This is a genomic window from Zhouia amylolytica (assembly GCF_900116365.1).
Taxonomy (GTDB): Bacteria; Bacteroidota; Bacteroidia; order Flavobacteriales; family Flavobacteriaceae; genus Zhouia; species Zhouia amylolytica.
Window position 1 is genome coordinate 349,328 of the sequence record NZ_FPAG01000004.1, and the last position, 18,777, is coordinate 368,104.

General features: G+C 36.9%; 16 protein-coding genes. 12 read left to right on the forward strand and 4 right to left on the reverse strand.

Annotated features, from left to right (window positions below):
• Window positions 1-68: 68 nt before the first annotated feature.
• A complete protein-coding gene (locus BM361_RS08525; RefSeq protein ID WP_038267172.1) occupies window positions 69-533 on the forward strand; it encodes a DinB family protein in 465 nt (154 codons plus the stop codon).
• A gap of 3 nt (window positions 534-536) precedes the next feature.
• Here the strand turns inward: BM361_RS08525 and BM361_RS08530 are convergent, their stop codons facing one another.
• Window positions 537-1,265 carry a DUF3298 and DUF4163 domain-containing protein gene (locus BM361_RS08530; RefSeq protein ID WP_074978203.1) on the reverse strand — a complete coding sequence of 243 codons (729 nt, stop codon included), beginning with the start codon at window positions 1,263-1,265 and terminating at the stop codon, window positions 537-539.
• A gap of 101 nt (window positions 1,266-1,366) precedes the next feature.
• On the opposite strand from BM361_RS08530, the gene BM361_RS08535 reads away from it, so the two are divergent.
• The 7 genes from BM361_RS08535 (at window position 1,367) to BM361_RS08565 (ending at window position 10,487) form a co-directional block, all read left to right on the forward strand.
• A complete protein-coding gene (locus BM361_RS08535) occupies window positions 1,367-2,506 on the forward strand; it encodes a cystathionine gamma-synthase (RefSeq protein WP_074978205.1) in 1,140 nt (379 codons plus the stop codon).
• Between the two features lie 138 nt (window positions 2,507-2,644).
• Window positions 2,645-3,985, forward strand: a complete 1,341-nt coding sequence (gdhA, locus tag BM361_RS08540) for an NADP-specific glutamate dehydrogenase (RefSeq protein WP_074978207.1) — start codon at window positions 2,645-2,647, stop codon at window positions 3,983-3,985.
• A 122-nt stretch (window positions 3,986-4,107) separates the two neighbouring features.
• Complete coding sequence (gene recO, locus BM361_RS08545; RefSeq protein WP_074978208.1) at window positions 4,108-4,827, forward strand: DNA repair protein RecO; 720 nt, start codon at window positions 4,108-4,110, stop codon at window positions 4,825-4,827.
• A 451-nt stretch (window positions 4,828-5,278) separates the two neighbouring features.
• Entirely contained in the window at window positions 5,279-8,683 is a 3,405-nt protein-coding gene (gene ileS / locus BM361_RS08550; protein ID WP_074978210.1) for an isoleucine--tRNA ligase, read from the forward strand.
• A gap of 2 nt (window positions 8,684-8,685) precedes the next feature.
• Window positions 8,686-9,072 carry a TraR/DksA family transcriptional regulator gene (locus tag BM361_RS08555; RefSeq protein WP_038267161.1) on the forward strand — a complete coding sequence of 129 codons (387 nt, stop codon included), beginning with the start codon at window positions 8,686-8,688 and terminating at the stop codon, window positions 9,070-9,072.
• Window positions 9,073-9,154: 82 nt separating this feature from the next.
• Window positions 9,155-9,787, forward strand: a complete 633-nt coding sequence (locus BM361_RS08560; protein WP_038267159.1) for a DUF4097 family beta strand repeat-containing protein — start codon at window positions 9,155-9,157, stop codon at window positions 9,785-9,787.
• Between the two features lie 61 nt (window positions 9,788-9,848).
• Window positions 9,849-10,487: a lipoprotein signal peptidase gene (locus BM361_RS08565; protein WP_074978211.1), complete on the forward strand. Its 639-nt coding sequence runs from the start codon at window positions 9,849-9,851 to the stop codon at window positions 10,485-10,487.
• Here the strand turns inward: BM361_RS08565 and BM361_RS08570 are convergent.
• Both BM361_RS08570 and BM361_RS08575 read right to left on the reverse strand, forming a co-directional pair.
• Window positions 10,472-11,038, reverse strand: a complete 567-nt coding sequence (locus tag BM361_RS08570; RefSeq protein WP_074978213.1) for a 5-formyltetrahydrofolate cyclo-ligase — start codon at window positions 11,036-11,038, stop codon at window positions 10,472-10,474. The two genes, BM361_RS08565 and BM361_RS08570, sit on opposite strands and share 16 nt — an antisense overlap.
• Before the next feature lies 1 nt (window position 11,039).
• Complete coding sequence (locus tag BM361_RS08575; RefSeq protein ID WP_038267150.1) at window positions 11,040-11,231, reverse strand: hypothetical protein; 192 nt, start codon at window positions 11,229-11,231, stop codon at window positions 11,040-11,042.
• Window positions 11,232-11,323: 92 nt separating this feature from the next.
• Between BM361_RS08575 and uvrC the strand changes: the two genes are divergently transcribed.
• The 4 genes from uvrC to hppD all read left to right on the forward strand — a co-directional run bounded on the left by uvrC (window position 11,324) and on the right by hppD (window position 17,986).
• Window positions 11,324-13,111, forward strand: a complete 1,788-nt coding sequence (gene uvrC, locus BM361_RS08580) for an excinuclease ABC subunit UvrC (protein ID WP_074978215.1) — start codon at window positions 11,324-11,326, stop codon at window positions 13,109-13,111.
• Window positions 13,112-13,130: 19 nt separating this feature from the next.
• A complete protein-coding gene (locus BM361_RS08585) occupies window positions 13,131-15,371 on the forward strand; it encodes a patatin-like phospholipase family protein (protein WP_074978217.1) in 2,241 nt (746 codons plus the stop codon).
• Between the two features lie 254 nt (window positions 15,372-15,625).
• On the forward strand, window positions 15,626-16,786 hold the full coding sequence (locus tag BM361_RS08590) for a homogentisate 1,2-dioxygenase (protein WP_074978219.1): 1,161 nt from the start codon (window positions 15,626-15,628) through the stop codon (window positions 16,784-16,786).
• A gap of 36 nt (window positions 16,787-16,822) precedes the next feature.
• Window positions 16,823-17,986: a 4-hydroxyphenylpyruvate dioxygenase gene (gene hppD, locus BM361_RS08595; protein WP_074978220.1), complete on the forward strand. Its 1,164-nt coding sequence runs from the start codon at window positions 16,823-16,825 to the stop codon at window positions 17,984-17,986.
• Window positions 17,987-18,207: 221 nt separating this feature from the next.
• On the opposite strand, the gene BM361_RS08600 is transcribed toward hppD, so the two are convergent.
• Entirely contained in the window at window positions 18,208-18,657 is a 450-nt protein-coding gene (locus BM361_RS08600; RefSeq protein WP_038267135.1) for a LexA family protein, read from the reverse strand.
• Between the last annotated feature and the right edge of the window lie 120 nt (window positions 18,658-18,777).

Consider the following 18,777-nt stretch of genomic DNA (forward strand, 5'->3'; position numbering starts at 1 on the left):
AGTTTTCGTTCCGAAAGAATATGCAAAGTAAATCCTTTTAAAATATCTTTGGAAAAAAATATAGTAAAATGGAATGGACTTTTGATATAACAACAAAAAACAGAGCCATATTTAAAAAAATATTGGAAGAAATGTCTTTGGAGGACTTGAATAAAGTTCCGAAGGGGTATAATAACAATGTCTTTTGGAATATAGCTCATGCTGTGGTAACACAACAATTACTCGCGTATAAGTTATCTGGCCTTGAAGTAAATGTTTCGGATGAAATGATAGCATCATATAGTAAAGGAACCAAACCTACCAGGGATGTAACCCAAACGGAGGTTGAAGCCTTGAAAGGGCTTTTGTTCTCAACCTTGGATCAGTTAAAAAAAGATTATGAAGAAGGTAAATTCAAAGTTTATCAACAGTATACAGTGTCTACAAACGACAGTACTTTAAGTAATATTGAAGAAGCATTAGAGTTCAATAATTTCCACGAAGGTTTGCATTTGGGGTATGTATTAGCTCAGCGAAGGTCGCTGGGAGCTTAGTGATTATTTTATAATGAGGTTATTTTGCAGGTCGTCGAAAGGGATTTCAATTTTAATCATTCCTTCAGCATAAGCCGCAATGTCATAGGGGTTGTAAATTAGTACAATCCCTTTTTCATTATAACCGATATTTTGGGGTAATTCGAATACATCGTTGTCAAACATAAATCCTGTACTATTGATGCTTTCTTCATCAGGGATGTTATGGATTTGTCTGAATTTTTTTTCTACTAAAACTTTAAATGCAGAAAAATCTGTAAAAAGATCTTTAGTCTCCAATAATGCTCCGGTTTTAGCGTCGATATTCATGTAAGAAACTGCTCCATACCCATGTGCTCCTCCGGTATAAACATACGAGTCGAGTTGAAGGCTAATTAAATCTTCAGTTTGGTAAGATACATTTCCATCGATAGTAGCTTCCCACACAGCGGCCATATCAGGGAAATCTTTTTTCGTTTTTTGATATTCGGATACAAAATTTTCCACTTCTTGTTTTATGGATTCAGAAGTATGCTCTTCGGTATAATTCAACACTTGAATTGCGTAATCATTAAGGTGCTGGTTAATCGAGTCTGCTACAAAATTACCAGTGGCCTTAGGTAGGTTAATAGAGACTTTAGCGCAATCTTTACATGATTTTGAATTGATAGCCTCGGTTGTTAATTTAATTCCGTCTGAGTTACATGAAATGAATGCAAGAATTGCCAGAAACAGGAAATAGTATTTTTTCATCTGGATAAAAGTCATATTATAATAGGATAAAGGTACGTTCTTCGTTGGAATCCCCAAAAGGAAACGATATTTTTGTTAGAGGGATTTTAATAAATAATCATATGAAGTTCAATACCAAGACAATTCACGGAAACCAGAAACCCGATGAGGCTTATGGAGCTGTTATGCCTCCAATCTATCAAACTTCCACCTATGCCCAATCTACGCCTGGCGGTCATAAAGGATTTGAGTATTCAAGAACCCACAATCCTACCAGAAAGGCTTTGGAAGATGCAATGGCAAGTATAGAAAACGGGAACTACGGTCTAGCCTTTGGCAGTGGGTTGGCTGCAATTGATGCAGTATTAAAGCTTTTGAAGCCAGGCGATGAGGTTATTTCGACGAATGATCTTTATGGAGGTACTTATCGTTTATTCAATCAGGTATTCTCAAATTTTGGTATTAAATTTCATTTTATTGAGATGGGAACAGTGGAGGATATATCCTCCTGCATTAATCCAAATACGAAGCTTATTTGGGTAGAAACACCGACGAATCCAATGATGAATATTATAGATATAGAGGCTGTCTCTAAAATAGCGAAGCAACATCAATTGATTTTGGCTGTTGATAATACCTTTGCTACTCCATACCTGCAGCGCCCTTTGGATTTAGGTGCTGATATAGTAATGCATTCCGCTACCAAATACCTGGGCGGGCATAGTGATGTTGTTATGGGAGCTTTGGTGGTGAAGGAAAAGCATCTGGCAGATAAATTATACTTTATTCAAAATGCTAGTGGTGCGATATGTGGGCCTATGGATAGCTTTTTGGTGTTAAGAGGAATCAAAACACTTCATGTTCGAATGCAGCGTCATTGTGAGAACGGACGCGCAGTTGCTGAATATTTGGCCGGACACTCCAAAATTGAAAAGGTGTATTGGCCCGGCTTTGAACACCATCCTAACCATGAAATAGCTAAAAGGCAGATGAAAGATTTTGGGGGTATGATTTCTTTTGTTACAAAAGACAGTAGTTTTAAAGACGCTATTAGGATCATAGAAAGTTTAAAAGTTTTTACGCTCGCTGAATCCCTTGGAGGGGTAGAGTCTTTGGCTGGTCATCCTGCAAGTATGACACATGCCAGCATCCCAAAAGAAGAAAGAGAAAAGTCGGGGGTGGTTGATGCCTTAATACGCTTAAGTGTGGGGATTGAAGATGTTGAAGATTTAATTGAAGATTTAAAACAGGCTATTGGTTAAAAATCAATTTTTGTTAATATAGGCTTAATGTTTAAGACTGATATTATAAAATTATAAAAAATAGATGGTCATTTTTGAGTATATCGTATATTTGCTCTGATTTATTACGAACTTTTTAAAACGCATTATTTGCTAGACATGGAACAAAAAATCCACGATTTTATGGAGCTTGTAAAGGCTCGTAACTCACATGAGCCGGAGTTCATGCAAGCTGTTCAGGAAGTAGCTGAAACGGTTCTTCCGTATATCGCTCAACATGATATCTATAGTGGTAAGAACATCTTATTAAGAATGGTAGAGCCTGAAAGGGCGATTACTTTCAGGGTGTCATGGGTTGATGATGAAGGAGAGATACATGTGAACAGAGGTTATAGAATTCAAATGAATTCAGCAATTGGTCCTTATAAAGGAGGGTTGCGTTTTCACCCGAGTGTAAATATGAGTATTCTTAAATTCCTTGCTTTTGAGCAAGTGTTTAAAAATAGTTTGACGACACTTCCTATGGGTGGCGGAAAAGGAGGTTCTGACTTTGATCCTAAAGGAAAGTCTGATGCAGAAATTATGCGCTTTTGCCATAGTTTCATGACTGAGTTGTGTCGTCATATCGGTCCAAATACAGATGTTCCTGCAGGAGATATTGGTGTTGGAGCTCGTGAAGTGGGGTATTTGTTTGGGATGTATAAGAAGATAAGAAATGAGTTTACAGGGGTGCTTACCGGAAAAGGACTTTCTTGGGGAGGTTCTTTAATAAGGCCAGAAGCCACTGGATATGGTACGGTATATTTCGCGCAAAGTATGCTTGATACCAAAGGTGATAGCTTTGAAGGTAAAAAAGTTGTTATATCTGGTTCTGGTAATGTTGCTCAATATGCGGCAGAAAAGGTGCTTCATCTTGGCGGTACCGTTCTTACTTTGTCTGATTCATCCGGGTTTATTTATGATAAGGATGGTATCGATGAGGATAAGTTAGCTCATGTAATGTATTTAAAAAATGAGAAGCGTGTTCGTATCTCTGAATATGTAGAGAAATATCCGGACGCAGCGTTTCATCCAGGAAAGAAGCCATGGGGTGTTGCTTGTGATGTGGCTCTGCCTTGTGCCACACAGAATGAATTAGACGGGGAGGATGCCAAAGCGTTATTGGCTAATGGTTGTATAGCTGTTGCCGAGGGTGCTAATATGCCGTCAACTCCAGAGGCAATCCATGCTTTCCATGAACATAAAATATTATTTGCTCCGGGGAAAGCTTCAAACGCTGGAGGGGTTGCAACTTCAGGACTTGAAATGTCTCAGAATTCCTTAAGAATTAGCTGGACAAGAGATGAAGTAGATGAGCGTTTAAAAGGGATCATGAAGAATATTCACGATATGTGTGTATCATATGGTGAAGAGAATGGTTATGTAAATTATGTCAAAGGCGCAAATATTGGAGGCTTTGTAAAAGTTGCTGATGCTATGCTTGCTCAAGGCGTAGTGTAATTAATTTGTTTTACGTGTTATTAACTGTAAAAAAAGCTCCTCAGAATTACTGAGGAGCTTTTTTATTTGATAATTTTGAATCGTACATTGTCGTATGAAATCTTTATAGAATTGAGGTTATAATGCTAGTAACAACAAAAGCGATTGTGCTATCAGCTATTAAATATTCTGATACGAGTTTAATAGTTAAATGTTACACCGAATCTGAAGGCGTTAAGAGTTATATGCTTAAGGGGGTGTTGGCCGCTAAAAGAGGTAAGCTAAAAGCTAGTTATTTTCAGCCCCTGACGCAGCTTGAAATAGTTGCTAACCATAGGGGTAAAGGAACTTTAGAACGTTTAAGCGAGGTTCGGGTTTTGTATTATTTTCAATCCATTCATATCGATATTATTAAAAATTATATCGTTTTTTTTCTTTCCGAAACTTTAGCAAGCGTATTACAGGAGGAGGAGGAAAACAAGTCTATGTTTAAGTTTATTGAATCTTCTATACAGTGGCTGGATACACATGAAGAGGTGGCAAATTTTCATATATTTTTTCTGCTGAAATTATCAAGATATCTCGGTTTTCAACCTTACGAAATTATGGAAGATGCAAAATACTTTGATCTTCAGGAAGCAGAGTACACCTCAATAAAGCCGAAACATTCCTACTTGAGTGAAGACCAGCTTCAATTGTTTAATGCGTTTTTAGGTTCCGATTACGATACATTTGTATACATTCGAGCTACCAAGGCAACAAGGAAGGAGTTATTAAAGGCTATTATTCGTTTTTACCAATTCCATTTACATGGATTCAGAGAGCCTAAATCCCTGGACGTTTTAGATCAGTTGTTTGGGTAGTTTTCTTAAAAAATTCTTCTGGTAGGGGTAGGGTTAATGCGTTGTGTTATTGTTTTATTATAGGGCACGACATTTTTCGTCACTTGTTGCCAGTGGTTATGACGTTGAATCGGGAAGGTATATTTCGGGTAATGATTTGCTAATTCATACGGTAATAATCCAGAGTCATAAGCAATAAGCTTGTCTTTAAAAAATATTTATAGCAGGTTAAATCCATTAAAAATGGATTTAGTTGTAGTTAATAATTAGCCTGTTTTTGTAAAAAGCCTCCTTTTTAAGGGGCTTTTTTTATGTATTTAAAACCTACAATTCGATGAAAATCACTAATTTCGCGCAACTCATAAGAGTGAGTCAGGGTTGAAAGCTTTATGTGAAGTGATTGGCAACTTACTCTCAGGGTTAAAATTGAACATTTAGTATTAAATATCCAGAATTAGGAAAAAGATTTTTAATGAAGTTTACTGAGTACAAAGGACTTGATTTACCGAAAGTAGCAGAAGAAATTTTGAACTACTGGGAGGAGCATGATGTATTTGAAAAAAGTATAACTACGCGTGAGAACGCTCAGCCTTTTGTTTTTTTTGAAGGACCTCCTTCAGCAAATGGTTTGCCGGGGATTCATCATGTGATGGCTCGTGCCATCAAAGATATTTTTTGTCGCTATAAAACTCAAAAAGGATATCAGGTAAAGCGAAAAGCCGGTTGGGATACCCACGGCCTACCCGTGGAGCTTGGTGTTGAAAAGGAGTTGGGTATTACTAAAGAAGATATTGGAAAGAAGATTTCTGTCGAGGATTATAATAAAGCATGTAAGCAAGCGGTAATGCGTTATACGGATGTTTGGAATGATCTTACCAGAAAAATGGGTTATTGGGTAGATATGGAGAATCCATATATTACCTACAAGCCTAAGTATATGGAGAGTGTATGGTGGTTGTTAAAGCAGATATACAACAAAGATTTGCTTTACAAAGGGTACACGATTCAACCGTATTCTCCCAAAGCCGGAACTGGATTAAGTTCCCATGAATTGAATCAGCCTGGCACTTATAAGGATGTATCAGATACAACGGCAGTGGCTATGTTTAAGACGAAGGAAGAAACATTGCCGGAGTTCTTAAGAGGATATGGGGAGATCGACCTGCTGGCCTGGACGACAACACCATGGACACTTCCGTCAAATACGGCATTAACTGTTGGTCCTAAGATAGATTATGTGTTGGTAAAAACCTATAATCAGTATACACATAAACCGATAAATGTTGTGTTAGGGAAGCCATTGTTAGCCAGTCAGTTTTCGGGTAAATATGTGGCCGTTCTGGGCGAAGAGGAGCTGCAGGCTTACGCTGAAGGTGATAAAAAGATCCCTTATTTCGTTGTTAAAGATTTTAAAGGAGCTGATTTGGTGGGTATAAAGTATGAGCAATTATTGCCCTATGCTTTGCCTTATCAAAATCCTGAAAATGCGTTTAGAGTAATCTCTGGTGATTTTGTTACCACTGAAGACGGTACAGGTATCGTTCATACAGCGCCAACTTTTGGTGCAGATGATGCCAAGGTGGCTAAGGAGGCAACTCCTGAGGTGCCGCCAATGTTGGTGAGGGATGAGAATGATAATTTGGTTCCGCTTGTAGATCTTCAGGGACGATTCAGATCAGAACTTCCTGAGATTGGAGGAAAATATGTAAAGAATGAGTATTATGCTGATGGTGAGATTCCCGAAAAATCTGTTGATGTTGAGATTGCCATTAAATTAAAAGAAGAAAATAAAGCTTTTAAGGTTGAGAAGTATGTCCATAGTTATCCACATTGCTGGCGTACGGATAAGCCTGTTTTATATTATCCGTTAGATTCCTGGTTTATTAAAGTTACTGAGCTTAAGGATAGAATGTTTGAGCTGAATCAAACTATTAACTGGAAGCCGAAAGCTACAGGAGAGGGAAGGTTTGGAAACTGGTTGCAAAATGCAAACGACTGGAACCTTTCTCGTTCACGTTATTGGGGGATCCCATTACCTATATGGAGAACGGAAGATGGAAAAGAAGAGATTATTATTGGTTCGGTAGAAGAACTGAAAGCTGAAATGGCTAAAGCTGTGGAGGCGGGATATATGGAATCAGATGTTTTTGCCGAGTTTGAAGTCGGTAATATGAGTGAAGACAACTATGACAAGGTAGATCTTCATAAAAATATTGTGGACCAGATAACCCTGGTTTCTCCTTCAGGAAAACCAATGAATCGTGAGGCAGATCTAATAGATGTTTGGTTTGATAGTGGTTCAATGCCTTATGCCCAATGGCATTACCCATTTGAGAACAAAGAATTGATTGATGATAAGTTGTCGTATCCTGCAGATTACATTGCTGAGGGGGTTGACCAGACAAGAGGTTGGTTCTATACGCTCCATGCTATTGGAACCCTGGTTTTTGATTCTGTTGCTTACAAGAATGTAGTTTCAAATGGTCTGGTATTGGACAAAAACGGACAAAAAATGTCTAAACGATTGGGTAATGCTGTCGATCCTTTTGAGACGCTTTCAGAATACGGACCTGATGCAACCCGATGGTATATGATTAGTAACGCTAATCCATGGGATAACTTAAAGTTTGATATAGATGGTGTTGCAGAAGTTAGGCGAAAGTTTTTTGGAACACTATATAACACCTATGCGTTCTTTAGTCTATATGCAAACATCGATAACTTTACGTATGCTGAAAGTGATATTCCGTTGGAAAAGCGTCCGGAGATAGACCGTTGGATTCTTTCGGAATTGAATACTTTGATCAAGAAGGTAGATGATGCGTATAATGATTATGAACCTACAAAGGCAGCGCGCGCTATTTCAGAATTTGTACAGGAGTACCTGAGTAACTGGTATGTTAGACTATGTAGAAGACGCTTCTGGAAAGGGGAGTATGGAGAAGATAAAATTTCGGCATATCAAACGCTGTATACATGTCTGGATATTGTAGCGAAGTTAGCGGCACCTATAGCGCCATTCTTTACAGATCAGTTGTATAAAGATTTAAATGGAGCTACTAAAAAAGAAGCGCTTGAAAGTGTGCATTTATCAGAGTTTCCAACATGTGATGAAGGGGTTATTGATAAACGTCTGGAGCGTAAAATGGAAACTGCCCAGACAATTACTTCCCTGGTCTTGTCGTTAAGGAAAAAAGAAAAAATTAAAGTTAGACAGCCGCTTAAGAAGGTGATCGTGCCAGTATTGGATGAAAATCAACGTCAGGAAATTTCGGCGGTTTCAGATTTGATTATCGCGGAGGTAAATGTAAAAGAGGTGGAGCTTTTAGACGATGCATCAGGAGTTTTGGTGAAGCAGATTAAACCGAATTTTAAAGTTCTTGGTCCTCGATTTGGCAAGGATATGGGGTTGATTGCCAGTAAGATAAAAAAATTCGACCAACAAGATATCCAAAAACTTGAGCAAAATGGCGATATAACGCTTGTTATTAACGAAAAAAATATTACTTTAGGAATCGATGAAGTAGAGATTTCATCGAAAGATATTGAAGGTTGGTTGGTTGCTAATTCAGGGGCCATCACTGTAGCTTTAGACGTTACTATAACCGATGATTTACGTAAGGAAGGAATTGCCAGAGAGCTGGTGAACAGAATTCAAAATCTTCGAAAAGATTCTGGTTTAGAAGTGACTGATAAAATAGATGTTAAGTTTCAAAAAGACAGTACTGTAATAGAACAGGCGGTAATGAGTAATATAGATTATATCAAGGCCGAAACCCTTACAGCAGACTTAGGCTTTGAAGAGCATCTTGAGAATGGTACGGAAATTGCTTTTGATGACGTAAACACCAAATTGTCTATTCAAAAACACTTATAGCTATGAGCACAGACGTTAAAGTAAGATACTCTGATAAAGAGCTAGAAGAATTCAGGGCTATAATCGAAGCTAAAATCGAGAAAGCCAAGCAAGATCTGGATCTTTTAAAAAGTGCTTACATGAATGATGGGAATAACGGTACGGATGATACTTCTCCTACATTCAAAGCATTTGAAGAAGGATCAGAGACCATGAGTAAAGAAGCAAATTCTCAATTGGCAATTCGTCAAGAAAAGTTTATTCGGGATTTAAAAAATGCTTTAGTACGTATTGAAAATAAAACATACGGAATTTGTAGAGTTACAGGAAAACTTATTAATAAAGAGCGTTTAAAGTTGGTTCCTCATGCAACTTTAAGTATAGAAGCAAAAAACATGCAAAAGAGTTAAATTTACACAGCTCTTTTCTATCGTAAAAAACGTCCATTACTGGGCGTTTTTTTATTTAGTTCAATACGTTACACTAGTTATCATGCAAGGTATTCGTAATTATTTTACAGGATTATTACTTTTTGTTTTTACCATGAGTGCGATGGGGCAGAAGAAGGTTGAAAAGGTATTTCCTTCTTCAGGGATTTCATCAATGGAGATTCAGGGTTTAAACGCCTATAAAATTATAGTATTTGCCAAAAAAACTGATCACGTAAGGATACAGGCCCAAATGAACGGAGAATATAGAAATGAATTATATGTGGTAGCTAATGTAGAGGAGCATACGTTAAATGTTAAAGCAGAATTTTCACCTTCATTTGATATGCCAGACGATAAATTAAGTGCGCATAAGGTGATCTCGGTGCGAATTATTGTTGAAGTACCCGAATATTTAGAAGTGCTTGTGCTGGGGGCGGATACTGAAGTAGATGTAAGTGGGAAGTACAATCAGGTGAAAACCAAAACACGATCAGGTACTACCAGGTTTTATGATGTGGAAGGCGATTTGGATGCTTATTCTTTTCAAGGAGATATACGATATAAGTCTTCCGGAGGAAATATAAAAGCTTCCTCAAAATTTGGAAAGGTTATAAATCGTGGAGTTTCCTCAGGTAATAGTTTAATATCATTAAAAACGGTTCATGGTAATATTTACATATCTCAAAATGAATAATATTCTTATTTTTGGAGCTCATTTTGGGAAAAATCCAGACCCATTTTATATTTAAGAACATATGTCATTAAAAAAATCGATTTTCATTATAGCCTTGGTCTTATTGGTAGATCAAATTTCAAAAATATATATTAAGACAAATTTTGTTCTGGGAGAGCATACTGACGTTTTTGATTGGTTTAAAATATTATTTGTAGAAAATGAAGGAGCTGCCTGGGGTACCAAGTTAAGTGATATCGTTCCTTTTGTTTCAGATGAGGTGGCCAAGTTGTCGTTAACAATCTTTAGAATATTTGCTATTGGAGGGATTGGATACTGGTTATATGATAGTGTGAAGAAGAAAAGTCCTAAGATTTTAATTGTTTCTATTGCATTAATTTTCGCTGGGGCCTTGGGAAATATAATCGATTCTGTTTTTTACGGAATGATTTTTAATGACAGTTATGGTCAGGTAGCAACTATGTTTTCTGATGATCCTTATGGTAGTATATTTCACGGAAAGGTGGTAGATATGCTATATTTTCCAATGATTGATACAACGTTTCCTGAATGGATACCTATGGTAGGAGGTAATCACTTCAGGTTTTTCGAACCGGTCTTCAATATCGCGGATACCTCCATTAGTTTTGGGGTAGGGATATTATTGGTTTTTAACAAAAAGGCATTTCCTAAAAAAGAGGAAGATCAGGGGAAAGTATAGACTTTTTCCGGGGTGACGCAATAATCAATTTTTATATCGTCTTCCCGAAGATCTTCAATGAAACTTTCGGCTTCAAAAAAGGATAATCCTATTTTTATTGTAGTGTTTTTACACTCAGAAAGAAATTGGTCATAAAACCCTTTGCCATAACCAACTCTATTGCCTTTTTGGTCAAAAGCTAATAAAGGGACAAATACTACGTCAATTTTTTCTATCGGAACTTCAATACCATCTACAGGCTCAGGGATATTATAACTGTTTTTTCTGAACCGTGTATTTTCTGTAAGTAAATAATGGGTAAGGCTTAGGTTTTGAAAGTTGCTTTTAGCAACTACAACCTCCTTATCCTTACCTTGTAAAATGCTTAATAAAAAAGAGGTATCAACTTCTTTTTGTTCTTCAATTGGTAAGAATAAATGATAATAGGTCTTATCCCAAATAGGTAGTTTCAGAGATTCATTAGCAATTTTTATACTTAATTCTTCCAGGTCTTCCGATAATAATTGACTTCTTAAAGTTTTATATTTCTTTCTGAGTGTGTTTTTTAACATCTTAGTGTTTGTGTTTCTTTTTCTGTTGCCCAGGAGCATAATCTTTTGCGCTCTTAGAGCCAGTCATTTTTTTCATTTGTCCTGGAGGTACTTTTTTTCCTGAATTTATTGAAATAGCGTGGTGTGAAGAGCAAGATCCTAATATAGTAATTCCGAAAATTGCCATGGCGCTTAGTAAAATAACTTTTTTCATAGATCAATGTTTAGATAAGTTTGGGTTAAAATTTTGTTTAATCTTTATACAATTAAATGTAAAAGCAATGGCAAATTAGTAATTTCGTAGTTATGAGCCAAGCATCAATCGAACTTCAGTTACAAACCATCCCGAATAACCCTGGTGTTTATCAGTTTTACGACAAAGAAGGCAAGATTCTTTATGTTGGTAAGGCAAAGAATCTAAAGAAAAGAGTTTCTTCATATTTTCATAAGGAACACGATTCTGGTAAAACCAGAGTGTTGGTAAAAAAGATCGTAGAGATCCGACATATTGTTGTTCCAACTGAAACCGATGCCCTGTTGTTGGAGAATAATATGATTAAAAAGTATCAGCCTCGGTACAACGTAATGCTTAAGGATGATAAGACCTATCCTTGGATCTGTATTAAGAATGAACGTTTTCCAAGGGTGTTCTCCACCAGGAAGTTGGTCCGGGATGGATCGGAATATTTTGGTCCGTATACCAATGTACGAACCGTTAGGGCCTTACTTGAATTAATTAAAGATTTGTATCCTTTAAGAACATGTAGTTATGATCTCTCTAAAGAGAAAATTGATGCCGGACGGTATAAGGTGTGTTTAGAATATCATATTGGAAACTGCTTAGGTCCATGTGAAGGAATTCAGTCGACCGAATCTTATGATCAGCAAATTAAGGCTATTCGAGAGATCGTAAAAGGGAATTTAAAAGAGTCTTTACAGCTTTTTAAAAAGCAAATGAAGGATTTTGCCGAAGCGTTAAAGTTTGAGGAGGCCCAAAAAATAAAGGAAAAATTAGAAGTTTTAGAGAATTATCAGGCCAAGTCTACGATAGTACATCCTCGAATTACTAATGTTGATGTATTTACTGTTGTGTCGGATGAGGCTTATGGGTATGTCAACTTTCTTCAATTGTCTTATGGTGCAATTATTCGTTCGCATACCATAGAAATGAAGAAGAAACTTGATGAAACCGATCGAGAGTTGTTGGAATTAGCAATAATTGAGCTAAGACAGCGTTTTCATTCACAGTCTAAAGAAATTTATGTGCCGTTTGAAATAACGATGGAGGAGGGCATAAAGGTAACGATACCCAAAGTGGGGGATAAAAGGAAGCTTTTGGATCTGTCTGAGAGGAATGCGAAGTTTTATCGACAGGAGCGATTTAAGCAAGCTAAAATAACAGATCCCGATAGACATGTGAATAGGTTAATGGCTCAAATGAAGAAGGATCTAAGGCTTTCGGAAGAGCCCCGTCATATTGAATGTTTTGATAATTCCAATATTCAGGGTACGAATCCGGTAGCTGCTTGTGTTGTGTTTAAGAATGGTAAGCCTAGTAAAAAAGATTACCGACATTTTAATATAAAGACTGTTGAAGGACCTGATGATTTTGCTTCTATGGAGGAAGTGGTTCACAGGAGATACCGAAGGTTGTTGGATGAAAATCAGTCCCTTCCCCAGTTAATTATTATAGATGGTGGAAAGGGGCAATTATCATCAGCTTTAAAGAGTTTGGATGCCTTGGGTTTGAGGGGGCAAATAGCAATAATAGGCATAGCAAAGCGATTGGAGGAGATTTACTATCCCGGAGATTCGATTCCAATGTACTTGGATAAAAAGTCTGAAACATTAAAAGTAATTCAGTATTTGCGGAATGAAGCACATCGATTTGGAATCACATTTCATCGGCAAAAAAGAAGTAAAGCTGCTATTGATTCCGAACTTGAAAACATTCCCGGGGTAGGGGAAAAAACCGCTGTGGAGTTGTTAAAAGAGTTTAAGTCAGTGAAGCGCATTAAGGAGGCATCAATTGAAAAGCTAATCGAAGTAGTCGGTGTTTCAAAAGCGCAGAAAATTTATGAGGCATTTCATTAAAAATACTTACCTTCATTTTATGAAAAAAATACTTACGTCGTTGATCTTCATTCTTCAATTTGGCTTTGTTTTACAGGCTCAAAATGATAGCGATCAGGATTTAAAAGTAGGCTTAGTTTTAAGTGGAGGAGGGGCTAAGGGATTGGCTCATATTGGAGTGTTAAAGGCTATAGAAGATGCGGGTTTAAGGATTGACTATATAGGTGGTACGAGCATGGGGGCGATCATAGGTGCTATGTATGCTTCCGGATATTCTTCTCATGATCTGGATTCGATCTTTAAAAGTGTTGATTTTCAAAAATTAATTCAAGATGAAGTACCTAGATCAGCAAAGACCTTTTACGAAAAGAATAACAGTGAGCGTTATGCCTTAACGCTTCCTTTTGACAATTTTAAAATTGCCATTCCGACTGCTATATCTAAGGGGCAGAATGTTTATAATCTTTATTCACAGTTATTATTTCACGTTAGAGATGTTGATAATTTCGAAAAGCTGCCAATTCCTTTTTTTTGTATTGCCACGGATATAGAAAAGGGTGAGCCGGTAATATTAGATAGGGGGTATTTGCCACAGGCTATAGCTGCCAGTGGTGCGTTACCGTCGGTTTTTGAGCCAGTAGCGATTGATGATAAACTCCTAATCGATGGTGGTGTAGTGAATAATTTTCCTATAGATGAAGTTAAGGCTAAAGGAATGGATGTGATTATAGGAGTCGATGTTCAGGATGAATTATCTGATCGGGAGTCTTTGAAAGCCGCTAATGAGATTCTATTACAAATTAGTAATTACAGGACGGCTCTGAGCATGAAGGAGAAAATTAAAAAAACGGATGTATATATTAAACCGGACATAACGGATTTTAATGTGCTTTCTTTTGATCAGGGGGGGAAGATCTTTAAAAAAGGATATTATGCTGCAATAGAGCATTCAAGTGTTTTAGATAGCCTTGCGTTGCTGCAGAAAAAGCATCCTGAAGAAAGTAAATTAAGACCTTATGCTAAAGATACCATTAGTTTAAGCAGAATTCAGATAAAGGGCTACGATCGATATTCCAGGGCTTATATACGTGGAAAGCTTCGATTTAAAATGGAGGAGCCTATCACTTTTGAAAAATTCAATGAGGGTATTAGTAATTTGTCAGCCACCAACAATTTTAAAGCCATACAATACGAATTAAAGCATAACGAAGCATCTGGCAGGGAGGATTTGCTGATGCGAGTTGAGGAATCGCCTACAGATTTGTTTTTGCGTTTGGGAGTTCATTATGATGATTTATACAAATCTGCCGTATTGGTTAATTTAACACAAAAGCATTTGCTTTTTGATGATGATGTTGTATCGCTGGATTTTGTTTTGGGAGATAGGATTCGTTATAATTTTGAGTACTATTTAGATAAAGGTTTTTACTGGAGTTTTGGTATCAAGTCGAGATTTAATTCGTTTTTAAAGCCTATTGATTTTAACTTTGTCAGAGAAAGAGCGGGGTCTGAAGATGCAGGGGTGAGGCAGGTAGATGTTGAATTAGACGATTTGACCAATCAGATATATCTTCAGTCTGTTTTCAGGGAGGAATTTTCTTTTGGGGCGGGCCTGGAACATAAGTATTTACAGATTGAGTCAGAGACTATTTCCGGACAGGATAGTAATAATGCTGTATTTGATAACAGCAACTACTTTAGTACCTATGGATTTTTAAAATTTGATTCCTTTGATGATAAATATTTTCCTTCCCGGGGGATTTATTTTGATGGTGATTTTCATTTATATTTTAGCTCACCGGATGACTTTACGGGCTTATTTGATGAATTTTCAATTGCTAAGGCTAAGCTTGGTTTTGCAATGCCAGTAACCAAGACAGTGTCTTTTAACGCATTTTCTGAGGGTGGATTTAAAATAGGAAATACAGCTTTGAATTCTTTTGATTTTATTTTGGGAGGATACGGCAATAACCTGATTAATAATTTCATTCCGTTTTTAGGTTACGACTTTTTGAGTTTTGGTGCTGATAGCTTTGTTAAAGGGTTAGCGATTGTAGATTGGGAGTTTGTACGTAAAAATCACCTTAATTTTTCGGCTAATTTCGCTAATGTTGATGACCGCTTGTTCGACACGGGCGAATGGTTTAGTAAGCCTGATTATACAGGGTATGCAATAGGTTATGGACTGGAAACTTTTCTGGGTCCAATAGAGGCTAAATACACCTGGTCTCCTGAAAGAGGGAAGGGGCTTTGGCTTTTTAACGTTGGCTTCTGGTTTTAAGATCTTTTTATGGAAAGTCACGAAACATTTTAAATGTTTGTGTTTTTCTCTGAAAAATTACCGATATTTGTGAATATGACAAATTTTTGGAAAGATTTACTCATATTACTCCATTACCTCATCAAGAGAAATCCTGAGTGAGTGATACTTCTTAGGCAACCGCAATATAATACAAGGTTGATAGTAAAATAACAAAGAAATAGATACTATTTTATTATATTATCTAAAGCTTAATTTCTTCAAAAATTAAAATTATGCCTTTTTATCATAAATTGGGAGAAATCCCGCATAAACGACATACCATATTTAGAAAGTCAAACGGGGAGTTGTATTACGAACAATTGTTTGGTACGATTGGGTTTGATGGCATGTCAACTAATATGTATCATGTGCACAGGCCTACTCAGGTTAAAAACATTCTGGGTAAAAAGGATGTTGCTCCAAGGGTGTCTATAAAAAACAATATTCAGTCATACCGGTTACATGGCTTTAAAATTAAACCGGAGCATGATTACCTCGATAGTAGAAAGCCTGTTTTGACCAATAGTGATTGTACCATTATATTGGCGGCTCCAAAGGAATCTACAGCTTCATATTTCTATAAGAATGCCGATGCGGATGAAATGATTTTTATTCATAGAGGAAGTGGTAAGTTAAGGTCTCATTTAGGGAATTTAGATTTTAAGTATGGAGACTATTTAATAATACCCAGAGGAACTATTTATAAAATAGATTTTGACACCGAAGACAACAGGTTATTTATTGTAGAGTCGCACAGGCCTATTTATACCCCTAAAAGATATCGAAATTGGTTTGGTCAGTTATTGGAACATGCGCCTTTTTGTGAGCGTGATATAAGAAGACCTTATGAGTTAGAAACTAATGACGAAAAAGGATCTTTCCTGATGAAAATAAAAAAACAAAATGAGCTTTTTGACATGGAATATGCCACACATCCTTTCGATGTTGTGGGGTATGATGGGTTTAATTATCCATATGCATTAAGTATTCATGATTTTGAACCTATAACCGGTCGAGTTCATCAACCGCCACCAGTGCATCAAACTTTTGAAACTGATGCTTTTGTGGTTTGTAGTTTTGTGCCTCGACTTTATGATTATCACCCACAAGCAATTCCAGCACCTTATAACCACAGTAATATTGATTCGGATGAAGTGCTGTATTATGTTGATGGTGATTTTATGAGTAGAAATGATATTGATGCAGGGCACATTTCTTTACATCCGGCAGGAATCCCTCATGGGCCGCATCCGGGTGCAGCTGAAAGAAGTATTGGTAAAGAAAAGACCGATGAATTAGCGGTTATGGTTGATACCTTTAAACCATTACAGCTAACTGAGGAAGCGATGGCCATTGCTGATGATTCGTATTATCAATCATGGTTAGAAGATTAATTAATTGTATAGATCACAACTAAAAACAAAGATAAAATGTCAAAGGAAGTTAAGTCAGTAGAATACGGACTGGAAAAAATATTTGAAGGAGCAGAAGATTTTTTGCCTCTTTTAGGAACGGATTATGTAGAATTCTATGTTGGTAATGCCAAGCAGGCAGCTCACTTTTATAAGACTGCTTTTGGATTTCAATCTCATGCCTATTCAGGGTTGGAAACGGGCGTGAGGGATAAAGCCAGCTATGTTTTAAAGCAGGATAAGATCCGACTAGTGTTAACCACTCCATTAAACTCATCATCGCCAATCAATGATCATATTGTGAAGCACGGAGATGGTGTAAAGGTTATTGCTCTTTGGGTTGAGGATGCCAGAGCTGCTTATGAAGAGACGACCAAACGCGGTGCTAAATCATATATGGAGCCAACGGTAGAAAAAGACGAACATGGCGAAGTGGTAAGAGCAGGAATTTATACCTATGGAGAAACTGTTCATATGTTTGTGGAGCGCAAGAACTATAAAGGTGCATTTTTGCCTGGTTATCAAAAATGGGAGTCTGACTATAATCCATCTCCTGTTGGTTTAAAATATATAGACCACATGGTTGGTAATGTTGGTTGGGGAGAGATGAACAAGTGGGTTAAATGGTATGAAGACGTTATGGGGTTTGTTAACTTCTTAACGTTCGACGATAAGCAGATCCATACTGAATATTCCGCTTTAATGAGTAAAGTGATGAGTAACGGTAATGGGCGTATTAAATTCCCAATAAATGAACCTGCCGAGGGTAAAAAGAAGTCTCAAATAGAGGAATACTTAGATTTTTATGAAGGATCAGGGGTTCAGCATATCGCGGTGGCGACAGATGATATTATATCGACTGTCAGAGCTTTGAAAGCCAGGGGAATTGAATTTTTACCACCGCCTCCGCAATCCTATTACGATGCTATTCCTGAGCGAATGGGAACCCATATGAAGATTATGAAAGAAAATATTAAGGAGCTGCAGGAGCTGTCAATATTAGTTGATGCAGATGAGGAGGGGTATCTATTGCAAATTTTCACGAAGCCAGTAGAAGACAGGCCAACGCTTTTCTTTGAGATCATTCAGCGTATGGGAGCTCAAGGATTTGGAGCAGGTAATTTTAAAGCCCTTTTTGAAAGCATAGAAAGAGAGCAGGAATTAAGGGGAACGCTTGAATAAATTTCGGTTTTTTTGCGTTTTTGACAATATTAAACTTTGTTTATTGTCAAGGTGCTGTTAAATAAGTTAAAGTTTAGTTATTATGCTTGCATAGTAAAAAACTTGACGTAAATTTGTCGATGCAAAAGTGGGTGGTGCCCTTTTGTAACTTTAAGTAAAGTTTTCATAATTTAAAGTTTTGGTTGGTTAATGGAAGCCCGGTTTTTACCGGGCTTTTTTCTTTATAATTTTTTGATAACGTGGGTAACCACACCCCAGATTTGAAAATTATTTTCTGTAGTTATCTCAATAGGTCTGAAAATCTCGTTTGCTGGCATTAGAAAAACCTTTTCTTTTTCAATCTTTAATCGTTTCACAGTAAATTCACCATCAATTAAGCATACAGCAATTTTTCCATCTCGTGGTTCAATGCTTTTGTCAACAACTAAAAGATCACCGTCATCAAGGTTCGCATCAATCATTGACTGACCTCTAACCTTTGCATAAAAGGTAGCTTCTTTATTTCGAACTAAGGTTTTGTCTAAGCTTATTCTGGTTTCTGTATAACTGCCCGTTGGTGATGGTAGCCCTGCAGCAATGCCTTCAGTCACAAAAAAATGATCTTCCTCATGATCTAGTTCCGGAATATAAAACGAGAGGTTTTTTGAGTCATGTGTTAATTTTAGTTGCATATTACTTCAATTATATCACTATTGCCAGGATTGATTATAAAGGTTATAATCATCCAAATATAAGTTAATTGCTTATTGGTTTCAATTTTATTTTTACAGGACCCGTCTTTTGGTTTGAAA